At 70.0% G+C, this 17,082-nt stretch carries 18 protein-coding genes; 4 read left to right on the top strand and 14 right to left on the bottom strand.

The genetic code is table 11. The annotated features are described in order from the left end of the window. Both BGN97_RS16515 and BGN97_RS16510 read left to right on the top strand, forming a co-directional pair. Window positions 1-999: hypothetical protein (locus BGN97_RS16515; RefSeq protein ID WP_292703941.1), on the top strand; the 999-nt coding region annotated here is incomplete at its 5' end. A gap of 634 nt (window positions 1,000-1,633) precedes the next feature. After that, on the top strand, window positions 1,634-2,146 hold the full coding sequence (locus tag BGN97_RS16510) for a substrate-binding domain-containing protein (protein WP_292703939.1): 513 nt from the start codon (window positions 1,634-1,636) through the stop codon (window positions 2,144-2,146). Window positions 2,147-2,208: 62 nt separating this feature from the next. Here the strand turns inward: BGN97_RS16510 and rplI are convergent, their stop codons facing one another. From rplI to BGN97_RS16455, 11 genes are all read right to left on the bottom strand, one after another. After that, complete coding sequence (gene rplI, locus BGN97_RS16505; RefSeq protein WP_285630735.1) at window positions 2,209-2,661, bottom strand: 50S ribosomal protein L9; 453 nt, start codon at window positions 2,659-2,661, stop codon at window positions 2,209-2,211. Window positions 2,662-2,672: 11 nt separating this feature from the next. Further along, the gene (gene rpsR / locus BGN97_RS16500; protein ID WP_071641238.1) at window positions 2,673-2,927 is read right to left on the bottom strand and encodes a 30S ribosomal protein S18; all 255 of its coding nucleotides are present in this window, start codon (window positions 2,925-2,927) and stop codon (window positions 2,673-2,675) included. Window positions 2,928-2,988: 61 nt separating this feature from the next. Next, a complete protein-coding gene (locus BGN97_RS16495) occupies window positions 2,989-3,495 on the bottom strand; it encodes a single-stranded DNA-binding protein (protein WP_285630749.1) in 507 nt (168 codons plus the stop codon). Window positions 3,496-3,500: 5 nt separating this feature from the next. Then, window positions 3,501-3,869 (bottom strand): 30S ribosomal protein S6, encoded by a 369-nt coding sequence (rpsF, locus tag BGN97_RS16490; protein WP_285630752.1) that lies wholly within the window; start codon window positions 3,867-3,869, stop codon window positions 3,501-3,503. Between the two features lie 475 nt (window positions 3,870-4,344). After that, on the bottom strand, window positions 4,345-5,670 hold the full coding sequence (locus BGN97_RS16485) for a DUF6716 putative glycosyltransferase (RefSeq protein ID WP_292703903.1): 1,326 nt from the start codon (window positions 5,668-5,670) through the stop codon (window positions 4,345-4,347). Further along, window positions 5,667-6,539 (bottom strand): N-acetylneuraminate synthase family protein, encoded by an 873-nt coding sequence (locus BGN97_RS16480; protein WP_292703900.1) that lies wholly within the window; start codon window positions 6,537-6,539, stop codon window positions 5,667-5,669. The genes BGN97_RS16485 and BGN97_RS16480 overlap by 4 nt, the downstream gene beginning before the upstream one ends. Before the next feature lie 243 nt (window positions 6,540-6,782). Continuing rightward, on the bottom strand, window positions 6,783-8,024 hold the full coding sequence (locus tag BGN97_RS16475) for an acylneuraminate cytidylyltransferase (protein WP_292703898.1): 1,242 nt from the start codon (window positions 8,022-8,024) through the stop codon (window positions 6,783-6,785). 79 nt (window positions 8,025-8,103) lie between these two features. After that, window positions 8,104-9,447: a polysialyltransferase family glycosyltransferase gene (locus BGN97_RS16470; RefSeq protein ID WP_292703896.1), complete on the bottom strand. Its 1,344-nt coding sequence runs from the start codon at window positions 9,445-9,447 to the stop codon at window positions 8,104-8,106. After that, window positions 9,444-10,421: a glycosyltransferase family 2 protein gene (locus tag BGN97_RS16465; RefSeq protein WP_292703893.1), complete on the bottom strand. Its 978-nt coding sequence runs from the start codon at window positions 10,419-10,421 to the stop codon at window positions 9,444-9,446. The genes BGN97_RS16470 and BGN97_RS16465 overlap by 4 nt, the downstream gene beginning before the upstream one ends. A 100-nt stretch (window positions 10,422-10,521) precedes the next feature. Further along, window positions 10,522-10,962 carry a PIN domain-containing protein gene (locus BGN97_RS16460; protein ID WP_292703890.1) on the bottom strand — a complete coding sequence of 147 codons (441 nt, stop codon included), beginning with the start codon at window positions 10,960-10,962 and terminating at the stop codon, window positions 10,522-10,524. Beyond that, window positions 10,959-11,165, bottom strand: a complete 207-nt coding sequence (locus tag BGN97_RS16455) for a type II toxin-antitoxin system VapB family antitoxin (protein ID WP_292703888.1) — start codon at window positions 11,163-11,165, stop codon at window positions 10,959-10,961. The genes BGN97_RS16460 and BGN97_RS16455 overlap by 4 nt, the downstream gene beginning before the upstream one ends. 106 nt (window positions 11,166-11,271) lie before the next feature. Between BGN97_RS16455 and BGN97_RS16450 the strand changes: the two genes are divergently transcribed. After that, window positions 11,272-12,240 (top strand): hypothetical protein, encoded by a 969-nt coding sequence (locus tag BGN97_RS16450; protein ID WP_292703885.1) that lies wholly within the window; start codon window positions 11,272-11,274, stop codon window positions 12,238-12,240. Next, window positions 12,237-13,463 carry a hypothetical protein gene (locus tag BGN97_RS16445; protein WP_292703882.1) on the top strand — a complete coding sequence of 409 codons (1,227 nt, stop codon included), beginning with the start codon at window positions 12,237-12,239 and terminating at the stop codon, window positions 13,461-13,463. Before BGN97_RS16450 ends, BGN97_RS16445 begins: the two co-directional genes overlap by 4 nt. A gap of 10 nt (window positions 13,464-13,473) precedes the next feature. Here BGN97_RS16445 and BGN97_RS16440 read toward each other — a convergent pair whose 3' ends face one another. From BGN97_RS16440 to BGN97_RS16430, 3 genes are all read right to left on the bottom strand, one after another. Beyond that, entirely contained in the window at window positions 13,474-13,875 is a 402-nt protein-coding gene (locus BGN97_RS16440; protein ID WP_285630796.1) for a DUF779 domain-containing protein, read from the bottom strand. A 66-nt stretch (window positions 13,876-13,941) separates the two neighbouring features. Beyond that, complete coding sequence (locus BGN97_RS16435; protein ID WP_292703878.1) at window positions 13,942-15,489, bottom strand: aldehyde dehydrogenase family protein; 1,548 nt, start codon at window positions 15,487-15,489, stop codon at window positions 13,942-13,944. Between the two features lie 106 nt (window positions 15,490-15,595). Then, window positions 15,596-16,942, bottom strand: coding sequence for a GAF domain-containing protein (locus BGN97_RS16430; protein WP_292703875.1), 1,347 nt, complete (start codon window positions 16,940-16,942; stop codon window positions 15,596-15,598). Window positions 16,943-17,082 lie beyond the last annotated feature (140 nt).

The raw sequence follows: 17,082 nt of genomic DNA, 5'->3' as shown, positions 1-17,082 counted from the left end.
CCGCACGGCACGGCCGATTCGCAGGCGATGAAGCCGCCCGTGCAGGTGGCGCTCCCCCCGAAGGTCTCTGAGATCGTCCAGCAGGTCCGTGAACAGGTCGCGGCCGTCGTGCAGCAGCCGGCCCAGAGCCAGCCCGCAGCTCCTCAGGCGCACCAGCCGGCAGCATCCGCGCAGAAGCCGCAGCATCCCGCAGCACCCGCGCAGAAGCCGGCGCAGGCGCAGAAGGCCGCTCAGGCGCAGAAGGCCGTCCAGGCCCAGCCGTCGCAGGTGCGCCAGCAGACCGCGCCGGCACCCGCACGCGGTCAGGTGCAGGCCCGGCTTCAGAAGGCCGCTGCTGCGCTCCCGACGTCCCTGCAGCGGCTGGCAGACTCCGCTCAGACGTCTGAGGCGACGTCGGCCTTCTCCACCGCCTCCGCGAAGAGCCTGTCCACGGGCTTCGCGATGGATTCCTACCGGGTCGCTGTGCGGCAGGCTTCCGATGACTTCGCGGATGCTGCGGAGCTCTTCGCATCCACGGCGGTACGCGCCCACCAGCACGGCAACCAGACCCTGGCTCACGCCGTGAAGACGGTGCGCGCGGCCCTGAAGAGCCAGTTCAACCAGGCGCGAGGAGACCGCGGGCCCCGCGGCGATCGCGTAGCTGCCGCCGCTGCTGCGAATCCGAAGCCCGCGCACGCTCACGCCATCGCCGCTCCGCGCGTCGCACACGCTGCCAGCGCCCCGCAGTCGACCGCGGCACCGACCGCGCTTGCTGCGGCTCCCCTGCCCCAGACGCCCCAGGGACCGCCTGCGAAGCACGTGGACGTCGCTCCTCGGCATCCCCTCTCCGCCCCGCCGGAGGCGTCGTCCGCCGGCTCCGGCGGCGGCATGTCGGCAGGCGCGGTGCCTGCCGATGTCGGTATCGACGACGCGCTGGGGATGGTCACTCGTGCGGCGCGTGCCGGGCACGAGGTGCCACCGACCGGACCCGTCGGTTCCACCGACGTCTCCCCTGACTGATCAGGACCACTGCGCCCTCTCGACGGCAGCGCTCTGTCTTTCAGAGCCTCTGACCCGTCGCATCCGACGCGGCTTCGAACGCGTCCGCAAGTGATCCACCGATCTGGTCAGGAGACCCGACAATGCGCAGCGTCCTCAGCGACGACAGCCGATTCCGCACGGCATGACGACTTCCGTCGGCATCTGCATCGCCTTCGGGGGAAGGCGATCGGCCGACGGATCGGATGCCACGTCGCGCCCAGCGGCGAATCCCAGCGCCCCGCGCGGCACGGCATCCTTGAGCGACTTCGAGGGGATCCCCTCCCCCTCGTAGTCGCAAACCGAGCGGTCACCGGCCTTCCAGTGCCGGCCGCTCAGGCGGGTGCCTCACTCCCTCATGGTGAGGCACCCGCCCCTTCTTCTCTCCGCCCCGAAAGGATGCGTCCTTCGAGAGATCCGGAGCATCGCCGACAGGACGGGTCTAGTCGACCACCTCGAGGGGACCCTCATCGGGCGTCGGGGCTCGAACTTCGCGAAGTACTCGACCGCCGTCTGCTCGGTGAGCGGCCAGTCGTCAGCCCGTCTGCCATGCCGGTCACCGACTCGGCTCAGGATGGTCTCGAGACTCGTCGCGATGTAGACCGTCTCCGTCACAATGGTCGGCGAGCACCTCTGGGAGACGCACCGGCGGCGCATCGCTTTCGCCGGCGGCCCTTTCGCGATCCGGCAGGTCGCGGACAGATTCACCGGCCTGCAGGAGGCGCTGGCACAGCATGGCTCGTCCTCGGTGGAGGTACTGGACTGCCCGAATCGGTCGATCGACGACGGCATCCGCATCGGCGGCATGCTCGCCGAACGTGACGCGCAGCACAGGCCCGATGCCGTCTTCGCCGTGAACGACATGATCGCGCTCGGGTTGATGCGATCGCTCATCGACGGAGGCATGCGCGTACCGCAGGACATCGCCGTGGTGGGATACGACGACGCCCCTGTGGCGGCGGCATCGATCATTCCGCTCTCCTCCGTGCGCGCCACCAGCTCGGCACACGGACAGGCAGCATTCGACCTGCTGCTGACCTCGATCGAGAACCGCACCGAAGCGCAGCATCTGGTATTCCAGCCGACCCTGCATGCCCGCGCCTCCAGTGCATCCGCCGACGGCAGCTGAGCCCGCGATACGCAGAACGTCCCGCCCTCCGAAGAGGACGGGACGTTCAATGCGCGCGGCGATTACTTCGCAGCGACCACCTGAAGGGTGATCACGGCGGTGACGTCGTCGTGCAGGCGGACGGTCGCCTCGTGCTCGCCGACCGACTTGATCGGGGCGGCGAAGTGCACCTTGCGCTTGTCGATCGAGCCGAGGTCGGCAGCGGCGACAGCGTCGGCCACGTCGGCCGTCTTCACCGAGCCGAACAGGCGACCCTCGGCGCCGGCCTTGACGGCCAGACGCACCTTGGTGCCCTCGAGCTTGTTCTTCAGGGCCGTCGCCTCGTCGAGGTCGTGGATCTGGCGCGCCTTGCGAGCAGCCTGGATCGACTCGACCTGCTTGGCGCCACCGCGGGTCCACGCGACAGCGAAGCCCTGCGGGATGAGGTAGTTGCGGGCGTACCCGTTCTTGACCTCGATGACGTCACCGGCGCTTCCGAGCCCGGCGACCTCGTTCGTGAGAATCAGCTTTGCCATTTTCGTACCCCTTAACGGCCAGCGCCGGCGTAGGGCAGCAGGGCCATCTCGCGAGCGTTCTTGATCGCCTTGGCGATCAGACGCTGCTCCTGGACCGAGACACCGGTGATGCGACGGGCGCGGATCTTCCCACGCTCCGAGATGAACTTGCGAAGCGTTGCGACGTCCTTGTAGTCAATGACGCCCACGCGGATCGACTTCGCGGGAGCGGTGGGCTTGCCACCCTTCCGCGGCTTGCGGCGATCGCCGCTCGACTTTCCAGCCATGAGTTTTCCTTAAAGATGAGATCGGATGCCTGAGCCCTGAACGGGCTCGGGGATCCAGAAGTTAGAACGGGGTGTCGTCGCCGAAGCTGCCCGGGGTGCTCCACGCGTCAGCGCTCGACGAACCGGGGGTCGACCACGGCTCCTCCGAGACCTGCTGCTGCGGGCGGCCACCGCCCTGGAAGCTTCCGCCACCACCACCGTTGGATGCGGCCCGCGTGACCTGTGCCGTCGCGTATCGCAGCGACGGACCGATCTCGTCAACCTCCAGCTCGATCGCCGTGCGGTTGTTGCCATCGCGGTCCTGGTAGGAGCGCTGACGCAGACGGCCCTGCGCGATCACGCGCATGCCCTTGGTCAGCGAACCTGCCACGTGCTCGGCGAACTCACGCCACACCGATGCGCGGAGGAACAGCGCTTCGCCGTCCTTCCACTCGTTGGCCTGACGGTCGAACGTGCGCGGGGTCGATGCGATGGTGAAGTTCGCCACGGGCAGGCCGTTCTGCGTGTAACGCAGCTCGGGGTCCGCCGTGAGGTTGCCCACCACGGTGATGACGGTTTCGCCGGCCATGATGCTTACGCCTTCGCGGCCGTCTTGGGCTTGCGGGCGGCCTTGTCAGCAGCGCGCTTCGCCTCGGCGGCGACCATGGCCTGTGCCTCTTCGGCGCGCAGGACCTTGGTGCGGAAGACGAGCTCGCTCAGCTTCAGCTGACGGTCGAGCTCCTGGGTGGCCTCGCTCGTCGCGGTGAAGTTGACGACGGCGTAGATGCCCTCGTTCTTCTTGTTGATCTCATAGGCGAAACGGCGCTTGCCCCACACGTCGACCTTGTCAATCGAGCCACCATCGTTGGTGATGACCTTCAGGAACTTGTCGAGGTTGGGGGCAACCTGGCGCTCGTCCAGCTCGGGGGTCAGAATGACCATGAGCTCGTACTGGTGCGTCACTTACCCACCTCCTTCGGACTAGAACGGCTCCCGGGACTTTCCCGGAAGCAGGAGGGTGTGTTGCGTGTCATCCGCTCCTTCGGCATGGCGCCGCCGGGCAGACAACCACAACAGTCTACCGGATCGGAGCGGATGCCGCAGGCCGACCCCTCGCCCAGCCCGGTGCGACGAAAGTCTCGGCGAGGATCGACATTCGTCGAGAGTTCCGTCCCGCCATTGATATTCCAGTATTCCGGTCGCGAAAATGAGAGCGCGCCCCCCCGGCGCACCACAGAACTGGGCTGCCGCCCACCGAACGAAGGAATGAACATGGACGCTGTTCTCGGTCTCATCACCGGTCTGCTCAAAACTCTCCTCGGTCTCCTCGGCGGCCTCGGCGGCTGACCCGAGCGGGCCGGGGATCCGGCCATAGACCAGAGATCAAGTGAAGCCCCGTGAGAACACGGGGCTTCACCTTGTCCGGCTCCGACTGCGGTTACAGTCGGGGGCGGGTGCCCACCAGTCTCCCGACCGGCTCGACGACGGGACTCGGGGCGAGTGAGAAGTCCTCGGCCATGGCATCCGTGACGGCAGCTCCCCGGCGACGCTTCACGCTCGCCAGGAGAGCGATCACCGGCGTGACGACGACCCCAGCCATCCGGCCCGAGATCGAGCGGTCCTCGGACCCGAGCACGTTGTGCCGATGCCATGCCTCGTGCAGCGCGCCGCCGCGCGCCCGCGGGACGGTGCGGGCGGGCAGCATGCCTCTGCGCCGCTGCGCGACCAGGCGCTGCGTCTGCTCCCACCAGCGCGAGTCGCGCGGGTCGTGGAAGTAGTTGGTCGTCGCCCAGCGCGGATTCGGATGCCGGAACCTGCGGGCGACCACGTCATCCGCACCGCCCAGCAGGCCGCTGTCCGCGAAGACCCCGTTGAGCAGTTCCGGGCGCACGCCGAACTCGTCGAGTGCGATCACCGGCACGCCGGCCGCCATCGCCTCGATCGCCGCAGTCGAGCTGACGGTGACGAGTCCCTCGGCGGTGGCGAGCGCCTCCGCCATCGGAGCGAACGAGAACACCAGGTTGTCCGGCGCGTTCTCGAGCAGCTCGGTGTAGCCGTCGCGCTCCTGGTGCGCCTCGACCTCGCCGGGCCGCGAACGCAGCTTCACCACGACGCGGCGTGCGGGATCGGCCACGGCCGCGAGGCGCAGGATCTCCGCGATCCGGCGACGGTCGTCGCGGGCCGCCGGCACCAGGGCCTGCGCGGCGAAGACCAGGTCGGTGCCGCCGGCGCGCTCGGAGGTGCGGTGCGCGAACGGCAGCGTGGCCAGGGCGACGGGCACCGTCACACCGATCGCACGCCCCAGGCGCGCGTATGCGGCGACCTCCCTGCGGGAGTGCACCACCATCAGATCGCAGTGCCGGCGGTACTCCAGAGCTCCGCGCAGCGCGGGAATCGACATGCCGGGCAGCCCGCTGACCACGACCGGACGACGGCTGAGACGGTCGATCTGCCGACTCATCAGACGCACGAACGGCGCCCGGCCCGCCAGCACCACGACATCCGGCACGTCGCTGGCGAGCCAGTCGACGACGTCGGCGAAGGCGATGCGCGTCACGCTGCGCGGATCGCCGGCGAACCGGGTGCCGGCGAGCGCAGCATCCTTCTGCGCATCGCTGACGACCAGCGGCGTCTGCACCAGCAGCAGGTGCTGGCTGATGTCGTCGACGCGGTCCACGAGGTGCGCGGCCCACTTGACGAACGAGTCGGCGTCGCCGATCGCGACGACGCGCAGCCGGGGCGGGCGGCTGCCGGGAAAGGTCATGCGCCCACGCGGCGGAGCTTGGCCATCGGCGCGAGCTCGCCGGGGTAGACCCGCTTGACGCCGTCACCGAGGGCCTCCTCGATCACGCGGATGTCGCGCACCAGGCGCTCCAGCCCGCCTGGCTCCAGCGAAGCGGCGTGGTCGGAACCCCACATGGCGCGGTCGAGCGTGATGTGACGCTCCACCGCGACGGCGCCGAGGGCGACCGCGGCGAGGGAGATCTGCAGGCCGCGCTCGTGGCCGGAGTAGCCGACCGGGATGCCCGCGTAGCGGTCGCGCAGCGTGGAGATCATCTTGAGGTTCGCCTCGCCCGGCTCCATCGGATAGGTGGAGGTGGCGTGCATGAGGACCGTGCGGTCGGTGCCGAGGGTCTCGAGCGCGGTGTCGATCTGCTCGATCGTGGACATGCCGGTGGAGAGGATCACGGGCTTGCCGGTGTCGCGCAGGGCCTGCAGCAGCTCGGTGTCGGTCAGGCTCGCAGATGCGACCTTGTGGGCGACGACATTGAGGTCCTCGAGGAACTCGACGCTCGGCACGTCCCACGGGGAGGCGAACCAGTGCAGGCCCGCCATCGTGGCGTAGTCGCCGATCTCGACGTACTCGTCCCGGCCGAACTCCACGCGGCGACGGTAGTCGAGGTAGCTCATGGTGCCCCAGGGCGTCTCGCGCTGCACGTCGCGCATGTGCTCGGGCGTGGCGATCTCGGGCGTGCGCTTCTGGAACTTCACGGCATCCGCGCCGGCGGCGCGCGCCACGTCGATGAGCTGCTTGGCGATCTCGACGTCGCCGTTGTGGTTCAGGCCGATCTCGGCGATGACGTAGGTGGGACGGCCCCCACCGACCACCCGGTCTGCGATGCTGACGGTCATGAGGACGCTCCGTTCGATTGGTTCTCCGGTCCGTCTTCCTGGTCTACGGGCGCCAGATGAACCGCCGTCGTCGCTCGGGTGACCGTTCGCGGAAGCCCGGGCGACGAACTCGCCCGCCGAACCGTGGCCGGCCGCGCCGTGCACGACGCAGATCGGGGGCCGACACGCCACTTTTCGGACCGATTCGCGGGAGACGTCCGAGATCTGGAGTGTCGGCCCCCGAAGTGGACCCGGGGCACAGGGTCAGTGCGGCAGCATCCGCTCGATGACCTCGCGGACGGCGCCCTCCCCGCCGCGGCGGGAGAGCACGACGCGGGCAGCGGCCTTCACCTGCGGATGCGCGTTCGCGACGGCGATCGGCCAGCCGACGATGCCCAGCGCGCCGAGGTCGTTCACGTCGTTGCCGACGTACGCGATGTCGGCCAGGCGGATGCCGTGCTCCGCCGCCCAGGCGGCGAGCGCGGAGGCCTTGTCGTCTATGCCGTGCAGCACGGGCACCTGCAGCTTCTCGGCTCGGCGGGCGACGACGGGGTTCTGCTCGGTGGAGAGGATCAGCATCGGAATGCCGGCGCGGCGCAGCCGCGACACTCCCATGCCGTCCTCTCTGCTCACCCGCACCGACTCGCGCCCCTCGCTGTCGACCGTGGCGGTGTCGTCGGTGTGCACGCCGTCGAAGTCGGTGACCAGGACGGATGCCGTGATCGGCTCGGGCAGGACTTCGGAGATGCGCAGGATCTCGGATGCTCTGTTCGCATCCGCTCCGCGATGCTGCACTTCTCCGAAGTTCTGAGGCGCGGCGGATGCTGCAGCGAGCGCCTCCGCGAGTGCGAGCTGCTGCTCGTCGTCGATCTCGACGGCCGAGCTCTCGGGCACCTCGACGATGCCGACCTGCCCGAAGAAACGATGCTGGAAGCGGCGGAATCCGACGGCGTCGAAGGCGTAGAACGCCCCGGTCTCGAGATAGTGGGGTTCTCGGTCCTGCCGGCGCGGCCTGCGGGCGGCGTCGTGGTTGATCGCGGCGGCCCTGCCCTCGGCGTTGCGTCGCCAGAGGAAGCCATAGGTCTCGTATGCCGAGAAGACGCTGTCGAACCGGCCCGAGACGATCTGTTCGACGGCGTCCGCGATCCCCTCGCTGGGGATGAACGGTGAGGTCGCCTGCACGAACACGATGGTGCCGACCCGCGCCCCCTCGGACTCCAGCACGTCGAGCGCGTGCAGCAGCGCGCTCTCCGACGACGCGGTGTCGCCGGCGAGCTCCGCCGGGCGGGCGATCACCCGTGCACCGGCGCCTTCGGCGACCGCCGAGATGGCGGCGTCGTCGGTCGAGACCACGACGAGGTCCACACCCGATGCCGCGGAGGCCGCACGCACCGCCCGCTCCACGAGCGGAACGCCACCGACCCGCCGCAGGTTCTTGCCCGGCACGCCCTTCGAACCGCCGCGGGCGGGGATGATCGCGACCGTGAGCGCCGTGGGATCCGTCATGACCGCTCCTTCTCGCACTTCGTCACTTCACGCCGGGAAAGCCGAGCCTGCCGCACGCCCGGTGTGCGATGCACACCGTTCAACGACCACTCGCCGCCTTCCACACCCTGGCGGCGCGGCGCTTCGCGCCGGCCGCGGTGAGCCGCAGCTCCTCGAGCCGTCCGATGCCCCCGGCCGGCTCGATCAGGCGCTGCATCCGGGTCGGCGCCGGCGCACCGGGCAGCTCGAGTGCCCGCAGCCGGGACGGCGGCACGTACCGCTCGCGCTCCGCCTTGGGCAGCTCGCCCAGCAACGACACCGCGTGGTCGCGCAGGTGCGCCATGATCTCGGGCTGCATCGCGTAGCCGACCGCCTCGACGAGCCCGCGCAGGTCCGAGATCGACCGCTCCATGGCGTCGACGATCGTCGCAGGCATCCGATTGCTGTTCTGATAGGGATGCAGTCGCGCGAGCACGGTGCCCGTCCCCACCGCGTGCACGCGCGTCCCGTGCAGGGCGCGCACGGTCGGCAGGGCTGTGGAGAACCCGGCGACCACGTCGGTCGCCCCCAGGCGGGCGGCGACGTGCTCGGCGGGCTGGTCGCCCGCGTACACGGCGAAGTCGATGCCCCGCTCCCCCGCCCGCGCGGCGAGTGAAGCCGTCAGACCGGGCGCGGCGGAGGGATGCGGCTTGAACACGATCCGCTGCACCCCGGCGTCCGCCGCCCGGTCGATCATCGCCACCTGCATGGCCTGCTCCTCGGCGGCCGACACCAGACCGAGCGCCGCCAGGTACTGACCGAGCACGAGCCCGGTGGGCGCGGGGTCGTCGGCGAGCGCGTCGAGTGCGGCATCCGGCTCCGCCTCGCCGACCTCCTGCAGCACCGCGCCGAACGCGGGAGGCGGAACGGGCACGCACACGGCGTCGGTCGAGGCGAACACGAGCGGCTCCACGCCGGGCACGACGTCGGGATGCACGACACGGCCGACGCGTTCGGTGATCCGCCGCGGCAGCCGGCTGCGGATCGGCGCATAGGTCATCAGCCCGTCGCCGATCACGCCCAGCTGCGCGTCGTGGAAGAGGGCCATCAGCGTGCGCGCCGGGGCGACCTGCGGCGACTGCACGAACAGCTCCAGCTCCGCACCGCCCATTCCCCACGCCCGCCGGAACAGCCGCTCCAGCATCGGCAGGTCCTGCTCGTCCGGCTTCCAGGCCGTCGGATGCTGCGGGTCGATCAGGGCGTTCAGAGGCTCCACGCGGTCGAACCGGGCGCGCAGCGCGGCGAAGCGCGGCGAGGTGGCGAGGTCGATGGCCGTCTCGGGCACGGATGCCGTGTTCATCGGCACGAGGATGCGCTGCTCCGCCTCCCCGAGCAGCCCGGCGTCGAGCGCGGCCGCCGCGGCCATCAGGCCGTAGCCGCTGTGCAGCGCGAACAGCTGGATCATGCGTGATCCGCCTCCCTCAGCACGCGCGCGAGGACCCGCCGGCGCGGCCCGCCGATGCGGTCGATCGCCGCCTCGGCCTGGTCCCGGGGAAGCCGGGCCAGGAGGTCCCGGATGCCGGTGCGCAGCCGCCTGCGCAGGGTGGGCTGCATGCGGCGAGCGCGCACCAGGTGGTGGGAGCTCAGCGCCAGCACCGAGAAGACGGCCTTGGGCAGCATCCGCTCCGCCTCGCGGTCGGCCTCCACGAGATCGAGGACCTCGCCGAGTGCGCGGGTGAAGTGCAGCTGCCGATGGTCGAGGGTCTTCGACAGCGAGTCGGAGAGCCCGCGCCGGTACAGCAGGTGAGGTGCGTCGACCACGGCGAACGACTCCGCCTCCAGGTGCAGCCGCCAGATCCACGGCCGGTCCTCGGCGGTGAACAGGCCGTCGCCGAAGCCGGCCAGTCCGCGGTCGAGCACGCGGCGGTGCAGCATCCCCGCCCACGCGTACGGGTAGTCGACCATGCTGCGGTCGTCGACGGGCAGGATCGCGGCGCGGGGGTCGGCGACCACCCCGCGATGCGTGAACGGCGCGCGCACGAGCGTGCGCTCGGAGCGCTTGACCGCGACGTGATCCGTGCGCACGAAGTCGCAGTCCAGGTCGTGCAGCGCGGTGGCGAGCATGGGCAGGCGACCCGGCTGCATCCAGTCGTCGCCGTCGAGAAAGGTGAACGCCTCGCCCTCGACGTGCGCGAGTCCCTGGTTTCGGGCGGTGGCGAGCCCCCGCGGCACCGGGTTGACGACGACCTCCGCGTGCGGGAACCGCGCGGCGTACTGCCGCATGACCTCGCCGGTGTGATCCGAGGACCCGTCGTCGATCGCGACGAGCTTCAGCTGCGCCGGGTCGTCGAACTGCCGGGTGAGCGTCTCGAGCGCGGTGCCGATGTACTCGCCGGCGTCCTTGGCCGGCACGATCACGGTCACGGTCGGGGATGCCACCGGGTCATGGTGCAGGGCCGCGCTTACACGCTGCCGACGCGCGGGTGAACGGCGGGTGACGCGGTCAGCGCTTCGCGAGGGCGCTGGAGAGGCGGTGCTCTCAATCCACGGCTCCGCGCGGAACGATCCATTCGTGACGAAACTCCGGCGCGATGTCCGCGACGTGCTCGAAGTCCGCGTCATAGTGAACGACGGAAACGCGCTGCGTCGGCGTCGTGTGCCTGATCGCCGTGGCGGCGATCTGCAGATCGCTCACTCCGACGGAGCGCCCCTTTCCCGCGACGAACAGGCGCCTCTGCAGATCGAGCGCGAGCCGTGCGACCTCGGCATCCGATTGGAGGAACAACTTCGCCCGTGCGTTCGCGGTGCGGATGCGGTCGTAGTCGTCGGCCGAGCGCGCGGAGTACGCCTCTTCGAGAAGCTGGGGCAGGCAGCCGGCCAGTTCCCCTCGATCCAGCAGATCCACGAGCGCAGCCGCGACCTCATCCGACCGGTGCAGGCGCTGCAGCACTGAGTTGTCGACAAGGAACAGCAGCTTCACCGCTGCGCGTCCTCGATCACCTTCACGTCGTCGAGCTCGGCGTCGACTCCCCCGCGCAGCAGGTCGACGTATCCCAGGGCCTCGTACCGGCGCACGACCTGACCGAGCGCGTCGTTGACCACCGCCTTCTTGGTCGGCGCGCCGGTGAGCCTCATGGCTTGCTCCAGCAGCGCATCGTCGATGTCGATGAGCGTCTTCGTCATGGCACCACCTCCTCGAATATATCTTACCTGATCTTCGAGTATATCTGCTCTCTGGGAACGCCAGTCGGGCGAAGCCACGATCAGACCCGCCAGGTACCGTTGTGCCATGGAGTGGATCGCTGACCCCTCCCCAGGGGCATGGCTGCGCGAGCGGCTCGACCAGGGGTGCGCCACGATGCACTGCGTGGTGCCGCGCGGGTTCCCGGCGTACGCGCGCGTCTTCCATCCGGCCTACGTGCGGTCGCTGCCGGGTCGCGCGGTGCCGACGCCGCAGGAGTACGCGCGGATGCCGGATGCCGAGAGCGCCGCTCTGCACGGCGACTACGTCGACGAGACCGCGACCTGGGCGGAGACCGCGGAGGCGTTCGGCACGCAGCTGCATCCGCTCGTCCAGTGGCAGCGGCTGGTGCGCACCCCCGCCGACGGCGACTGGCGCACGAGGATCGCACCGGACGGGCGCGAGTTCACCTCGCCCGAGGAGGGGTCGATGCCGCCCGAGCTGCTGGCGGCGATCGCCCGTCACCTGGTCGCGCACACCTCGACTCCGGATGCCGGGTTCGCCGCGCTCTGGGAGGGCCGCGGCGGCCTGCTGGGGCACTTCGGACAGACTCCCTCGCGGACGTTCCTGATGTTCGGCGACGAGCCGGACCACGAGCAGATGCTGGAGCGCAGCATCCACAACCCGTTCGAGGACGCGTTCCGCAAGCCCAGCTGGCAGCCCGGCATCCTGTCGGAGGAGATCTCGAAGGGCGCGCGTCTGGAGCTGCCCGGCCGCGACCACGTGCTGTTCTCCGCACCGCCGCGGGCGTTCGCCGATCCCGACTGGGTGCTCGACGCCCCCTGGCGGGACGTGGAGGCCGAGGAGCACGGCTTCTCGCCGTCGGCGCAGCATCCGAGCCTGATCTGGCCGGAGGACCGGGCGTGGGTGCTGGTCAGCGAGATCGACTACGACTCCACCATCGTCGCGGGCTCGGCGGACCTCATCCGCGTGATCTGCGACGATCCCGCCGTCGAAGCGCTGCCCGTCACGGAGAACGCCGATCTGACCTGGGATGCCGACGAGGTGAACCGATGACCAACCCGCCGACGCAGATGTACCCGTTCGACACGCGGCCGCTGACCGATCCGGTCGACCCGCGCGCGGTCAGCGACTTCTGGCGCTCGATCCGCTCCCGCTACTCCACCTCCACGAGCACGATCGTGGCCTGGGTGATCATCGGCGTCGTCGCCGTCATGATCCTCGTGCCGATGTTCGGGATCACCGTGATCGGGATCACCGTGATCGGCATCATCGCCAGCGGTTCCGGCATCGGGCCGGTGGGGGGCGTGTTCAGCATCCCGCTCCTCATCATGCTCGTCGCCCTGGGCGCGGGCGTGCCGATCGGCATCGTGACCATGCGCCGCAAGCGCGCTGAGGCGTACCGCATCGCGCAGTTCGCGGCCGCGAACGGCATGGCCTACGAGCACCAGGTGAACCAGCCTGCGCTGCCGGGGATGATCTTCGGCAACGGGTCCAGCCGCGTGGCGTCCTCGCTGGTGCGCGGCTACTCGCCGCGGTTCGTGGAGTTCGGCAACTACCGGTACACGACCGGCTCGGGCAAGAACCAGACCACCCACCACTGGGGCTACGTCGCCGTCAAGCTCGACGTGCCGCTGCCGAACATCGTGCTCGACGCGCTCGGCAACAACGCCCTCGGCAGCAACCTGCCCGCGACGTTCTCGCGCGATCAGCGCCTCTCGCTCGAGGGCGACTTCGACCGGTACTTCTCGCTGTACTGCCCCCGCGGCTACGAGGCGGATGCCCTGTACCTGTTCACGCCCGACATCATGGCGCGCTTCATCGACCACGCCGCGCAGCTCGACGTCGAGATCGTCGACGACTGGATGTTCCTCTACATGCAGCGGCCGGCGTCGACGACGGACGCCGCCACCTGGGCGTGGCTGTTCGGCACCGTCGGCGCCCTGATGACGAAGTTCGACCAGTGGGCGCGCTGGCGTGATGACCGGCTGCGCGAGGCGCAGTCATCCGCGATGTCGCTGCCCGCCGCTGCCCCGCTGCAGCCCGGGATGCCGGCGCCGTCCGCTCCGGCGGGATTCGTCGCGATCCCCGCGCCCGCCGGACCGCTGCCGTTCGCTCCGCCCGCCGGGATGCTGGCACCGCCGCCCGGCGTCGCCGTGCAGGGGCGCAGGCTGAAGCGGGGCGTCTCGTGGGTGACGATCGTGGCGATCCTGCTCATGCTGGGCTTCTTCTTCGTGCCGCAGTTCCTGGGCGTGCTGGGCTTCGCCCTGTTCCACTGATCCCGGAGGCTCAGGACTGCGCGGGCGCGAGCCCGAAGTACTCCAGCTCCGCGTCGTTCAGCATCCGCGACCGGGTGAGGAACCGCATCCCGGTCGGACCCTCCACGCTGAACCCGGCACCGCGGCCGGGGACCGCGTCCACCGTCAGGTGCGTGTACTTCCAGTACTCGAACTGCGACTCCGACATGTACATTTCGACCGGCGCGTCCAGCCCCACGTCGAGATCGCCGAGCTTCACGTCGCTCGGCCCCGTGATGAACATGCCCACCGGGTAGCACATGGGCGACGACCCGTCGCAGCATCCGCCCGACTGGTGGAACATCAGCGGGCCGTGCTGCGCCGTGAGATCGCGGATGAGGGATGCCGCGGCATCCGTGACATCCACCCGCTCATACCTGCCGATGCTGACCATGTGCCCTCTTCCCTCCTGCGTGAATGGAATCCGGGCGGGGCCTCTCGGCCCCGCCCGGACGGTGGATCAGAAGAAGCCCATCGGGCCCTCCGCGTACGAGACCAGGAGGTTCTTGGTCTGCTGGTAGTGGTCGAGCATCATCTTGTGGTTCTCGCGGCCGACGCCGGACTGCTTGTACCCGCCGAACGCGGCGTGCGCCGGGTACTGGTGGTACGTGTTCGTCCAGACGCGGCCCGCCTCGATCGCCCGGCCGGCACGGTAGGCGGTGTCGCCGCTGCGGCTCCAGACACCCGCACCCAGGCCGTACAGCGTGTCGTTCGCGATCGAGATCGCGTCGTCGAAGTCGCTGAAGCTCGTCACCGACAGCACCGGGCCGAAGATCTCCTCCTGGAAGATGCGCATGTCGTTGGTGCCCTCGAACACGGTCGGCGCGACGTAGTAGCCCTCGCTGAGGTCGCCGCCCAGGTCGACCCGCTCACCGCCGGTGAGCAGCTTCGCGCCGCCCTGCTTGCCGATGTCGATGTAGCTGAGGATCTTCTCGAGCTGGTCGTTCGACGCCTGCGCGCCGATCATGGTCGCCGGGTCCAGCGGGTTGCCCTGGATGACCTTGCCGACCCGCGCGAGCCCGTCGGAGAGGAAGCCGTCGTAGATCGACCGCTGGATGAGCGCCCGCGACGGGCAGGTGCACACCTCGCCCTGGTTCAGCGCGAACATCGTGAAGCCCTCGAGCGCCTTGTCGTAGAACGGGTCGTCCTCGCGGGCGACGTCCTCGAAGAACACGTTGGGGCTCTTGCCCCCGAGCTCCAGCGTGACCGGGATCAGGTTCTGCGAGGCGTACTGCATGATCAGCCGGCCCGTGGTGGTCTCACCCGTGAAGGCGACCTTGCGGATCCGCTTGTGCTGCGCGAGCGGGGCACCCGCCTCGATGCCGAAGCCGTTGACGATGTTCACGACGCCGGCAGGCAGCAGGTCGCCGATGATCTCGAACAGGAACAGGATGGATGCCGGGGTCTGCTCGGCCGGCTTCATCACCACGCAGTTGCCCGCGGCGAGCGCGGGTGCCAGCTTCCACGTGGCCATCAGGATCGGGAAGTTCCACGGGATGATCTGGCCGACCACGCCCAGCGGCTCGTGGAAGTGGTACGCGACCGTGTTCTCGTCGAGCTGGCTGATGCCGCCCTCCTGGCCGCGCAGGACACCTGCGAAGTACCGGAAGTGGTCGATCGCCAGCGGGATGTCGGCGGCCAGCGTCTCGCGGACCGGCTTGCCGTTCTCCCACGTCTCGGCGACAGCGATCTCCTCGAGGTGCTGCTCCATGCGGTCGGCGATGCGGTTCAGGATCACGGAGCGCTCGGCGGGCGACGTGCGCTTCCACGACTCGAACGCCTTCCAGGCGACCTCGACCGCGCGATCGATGTCCTCTGCCGTACCGCGGGCGATCTCGGTGAACGGCTTGCCGTTGACGGGGCTGATGTTCTCGAAGTACTGCCCCTTCACGGGATCGACGAACTCGCCGCCGATGTAGTGCCCGTAGCGCGGGCGGTAGTTCGCGATGGCCCCCGGGCGCCCGGGGGCGGCATAGGCGGTCGACACGCTCTCCTCGACGATGGTCATGGCGTCTCCTTCGACATCCGGCGGCTCCTATGCCGCACGATCTGATGCGTCGAAAGTAGGTCGCCCGAGGTTGCAGTCCCGTGCGTCACGTTGCATCCGGTTGCGACTAGCGGGATGCCTCGAGCTTCTCGATCCGGCTGACCAGCCCCGCTCGCCGCGGCGAGCGCGCCGGCAGCATCTCCAGGCACAGGCGCAGCACCTCGGCGTCGTCGGCTCCCTCGGGGATGTCGGCATAGCTCAGCAGCACGTCCACGCTCGCCTCGGTGAGCATCGTCTCGCGCAGGGTGCCGCGCAGTCCCTCCCGCACCTCGACGACACCCGGGGCGTCGGAGTCGGGCAGCACCGGGCCGCGGTAGGCGGAGAGCGCCACCCGGTGAGCACCGCGGTCCAGCAGGGAGAGCACGTTCTGCGCGTCGGTCTCCAACGCGATCGGCAGCCGGTAGGGCCGGGACTGCGGCACGAGCTCGGGGGAGATCCGCTCCAGCACCTTGCGCAGGCGCACCATCTCCGGCCGCAGCGTGTCCGGGGACGCGCCGTCTCCGTAGACCAGCTCGGCCAGCCGGTCCGCCGACAGGCCCTGCCGGTGCACTGCCAGCATGAGCAGGATCTCGGCATGCCGAGCGCTGAGCTCGATGACGCGCTCCCCCGCCGCGCCGTCGGCCGCTCCGACGACCTCGAGACGGGCTCGGTCGCGACCGAGCACCTGCAGCTGGGCTCTCTGCACGCCCGCACGCAGGGGACGGCGGGGAGCGGATGCTGCGGAGGGCGTCTCGGCGCGGGCGCGGAGCCGCGCGATCATCAGCTCCGCCTCCACGGCGCGTGCGGTGGCGTCCACCAGCATCCGCGCCTGCGGCGTCGCGGCCTCGCTCCCGCCGGTCACGTCCAGTACGCCCAGGATGCGGCGCGTCTCGGGGTCGAAGACGGGTGCGGCCGTGCACGACCACGGCTGCACGAGCCGGTTGTAGTGCTCGGCGTGGTGGATCTGCACCGACTCGCCCAGCGCCAGTGCGGTGCCGGGTGCGGCGGTGCCGACGACGCTCTCCGACCAGTTCGCACCCTCCACGAAGCCCATCTCGCCCGACAGCATCCGCTGCTGCAGGTCGCCCTCCACCCACAGCAGCCGCCCCGCGTGGTCGCCGACCGCGACGATCACGCCGGAGTCCTCCGGGGCGCCGGGCAGCAGCAGCGTGCGGATCAGGTCCATCGCCCCGGCCAGCGGGTGGGCGGTGCGGTAGGTCTCCAGCGCCTCCTGCGTGAAGTCCAGCCGCGGCAGCCCTTCGGCGCCGACCCGGTCCCGCCAGGCGCGCTGCCACGACGCCCGCACCATCGGACGCACCTGCTGCAGGCGCCGATCGTCGAGATTGCCGGCGACCAGCTCCTCGTGCGCGCGCTCGATGAGCAGCCGCGACGCCTCCGGCGAGGGGTCGCGCGACGATGACCATCCAGACGGCACGGAGCCTCCGATCGGCGCTGACGGGGTGTGCCCAGTGTAGGTCGGATGCCGGGCCGCGGGGAACGGGTTGCGCGCGGCCCGGCTTGATCGGAGCGGATGCCTGCGGCGTGACCCGCTAGTTGTACTTCCCCGTGAGGTTG

The sequence above is a fragment of the Microbacterium sp. 69-10 genome (assembly GCF_001897945.1).
Taxonomy (GTDB): Bacteria; Actinomycetota; Actinomycetes; order Actinomycetales; family Microbacteriaceae; genus Microbacterium.
Note: the sequence above shows the minus strand (reverse complement) of the source record. Positions and strands in the feature narration are given on the sequence as shown.

Coding starts and splice junctions, on each gene's coding strand:
- BGN97_RS16510 (WP_292703939.1), top strand. CDS start 1,634: ATGGTCGGCGAGCACCTCTGGGAGACGCACCGGCGGCGCATCGCTTTC.
- rplI (WP_285630735.1), bottom strand. CDS start 2,661: ATGGCAAAGCTGATTCTCACGAACGAGGTCGCCGGGCTCGGAAGCGCC.
- rpsR (WP_071641238.1), bottom strand. CDS start 2,927: ATGGCTGGAAAGTCGAGCGGCGATCGCCGCAAGCCGCGGAAGGGTGGC.
- BGN97_RS16495 (WP_285630749.1), bottom strand. CDS start 3,495: ATGGCCGGCGAAACCGTCATCACCGTGGTGGGCAACCTCACGGCGGAC.
- BGN97_RS16485 (WP_292703903.1), bottom strand. CDS start 5,670: ATGACCTTTCCCGGCAGCCGCCCGCCCCGGCTGCGCGTCGTCGCGATC.
- BGN97_RS16480 (WP_292703900.1), bottom strand. CDS start 6,539: ATGACCGTCAGCATCGCAGACCGGGTGGTCGGTGGGGGCCGTCCCACC.
- BGN97_RS16475 (WP_292703898.1), bottom strand. CDS start 8,024: ATGACGGATCCCACGGCGCTCACGGTCGCGATCATCCCCGCCCGCGGC.
- BGN97_RS16470 (WP_292703896.1), bottom strand. CDS start 9,447: ATGATCCAGCTGTTCGCGCTGCACAGCGGCTACGGCCTGATGGCCGCG.
- BGN97_RS16455 (WP_292703888.1), bottom strand. CDS start 11,165: ATGACGAAGACGCTCATCGACATCGACGATGCGCTGCTGGAGCAAGCC.
- BGN97_RS16450 (WP_292703885.1), top strand. CDS start 11,272: ATGGAGTGGATCGCTGACCCCTCCCCAGGGGCATGGCTGCGCGAGCGG.
- BGN97_RS16445 (WP_292703882.1), top strand. CDS start 12,237: ATGACCAACCCGCCGACGCAGATGTACCCGTTCGACACGCGGCCGCTG.
- BGN97_RS16440 (WP_285630796.1), bottom strand. CDS start 13,875: ATGGTCAGCATCGGCAGGTATGAGCGGGTGGATGTCACGGATGCCGCG.
- BGN97_RS16435 (WP_292703878.1), bottom strand. CDS start 15,489: ATGACCATCGTCGAGGAGAGCGTGTCGACCGCCTATGCCGCCCCCGGG.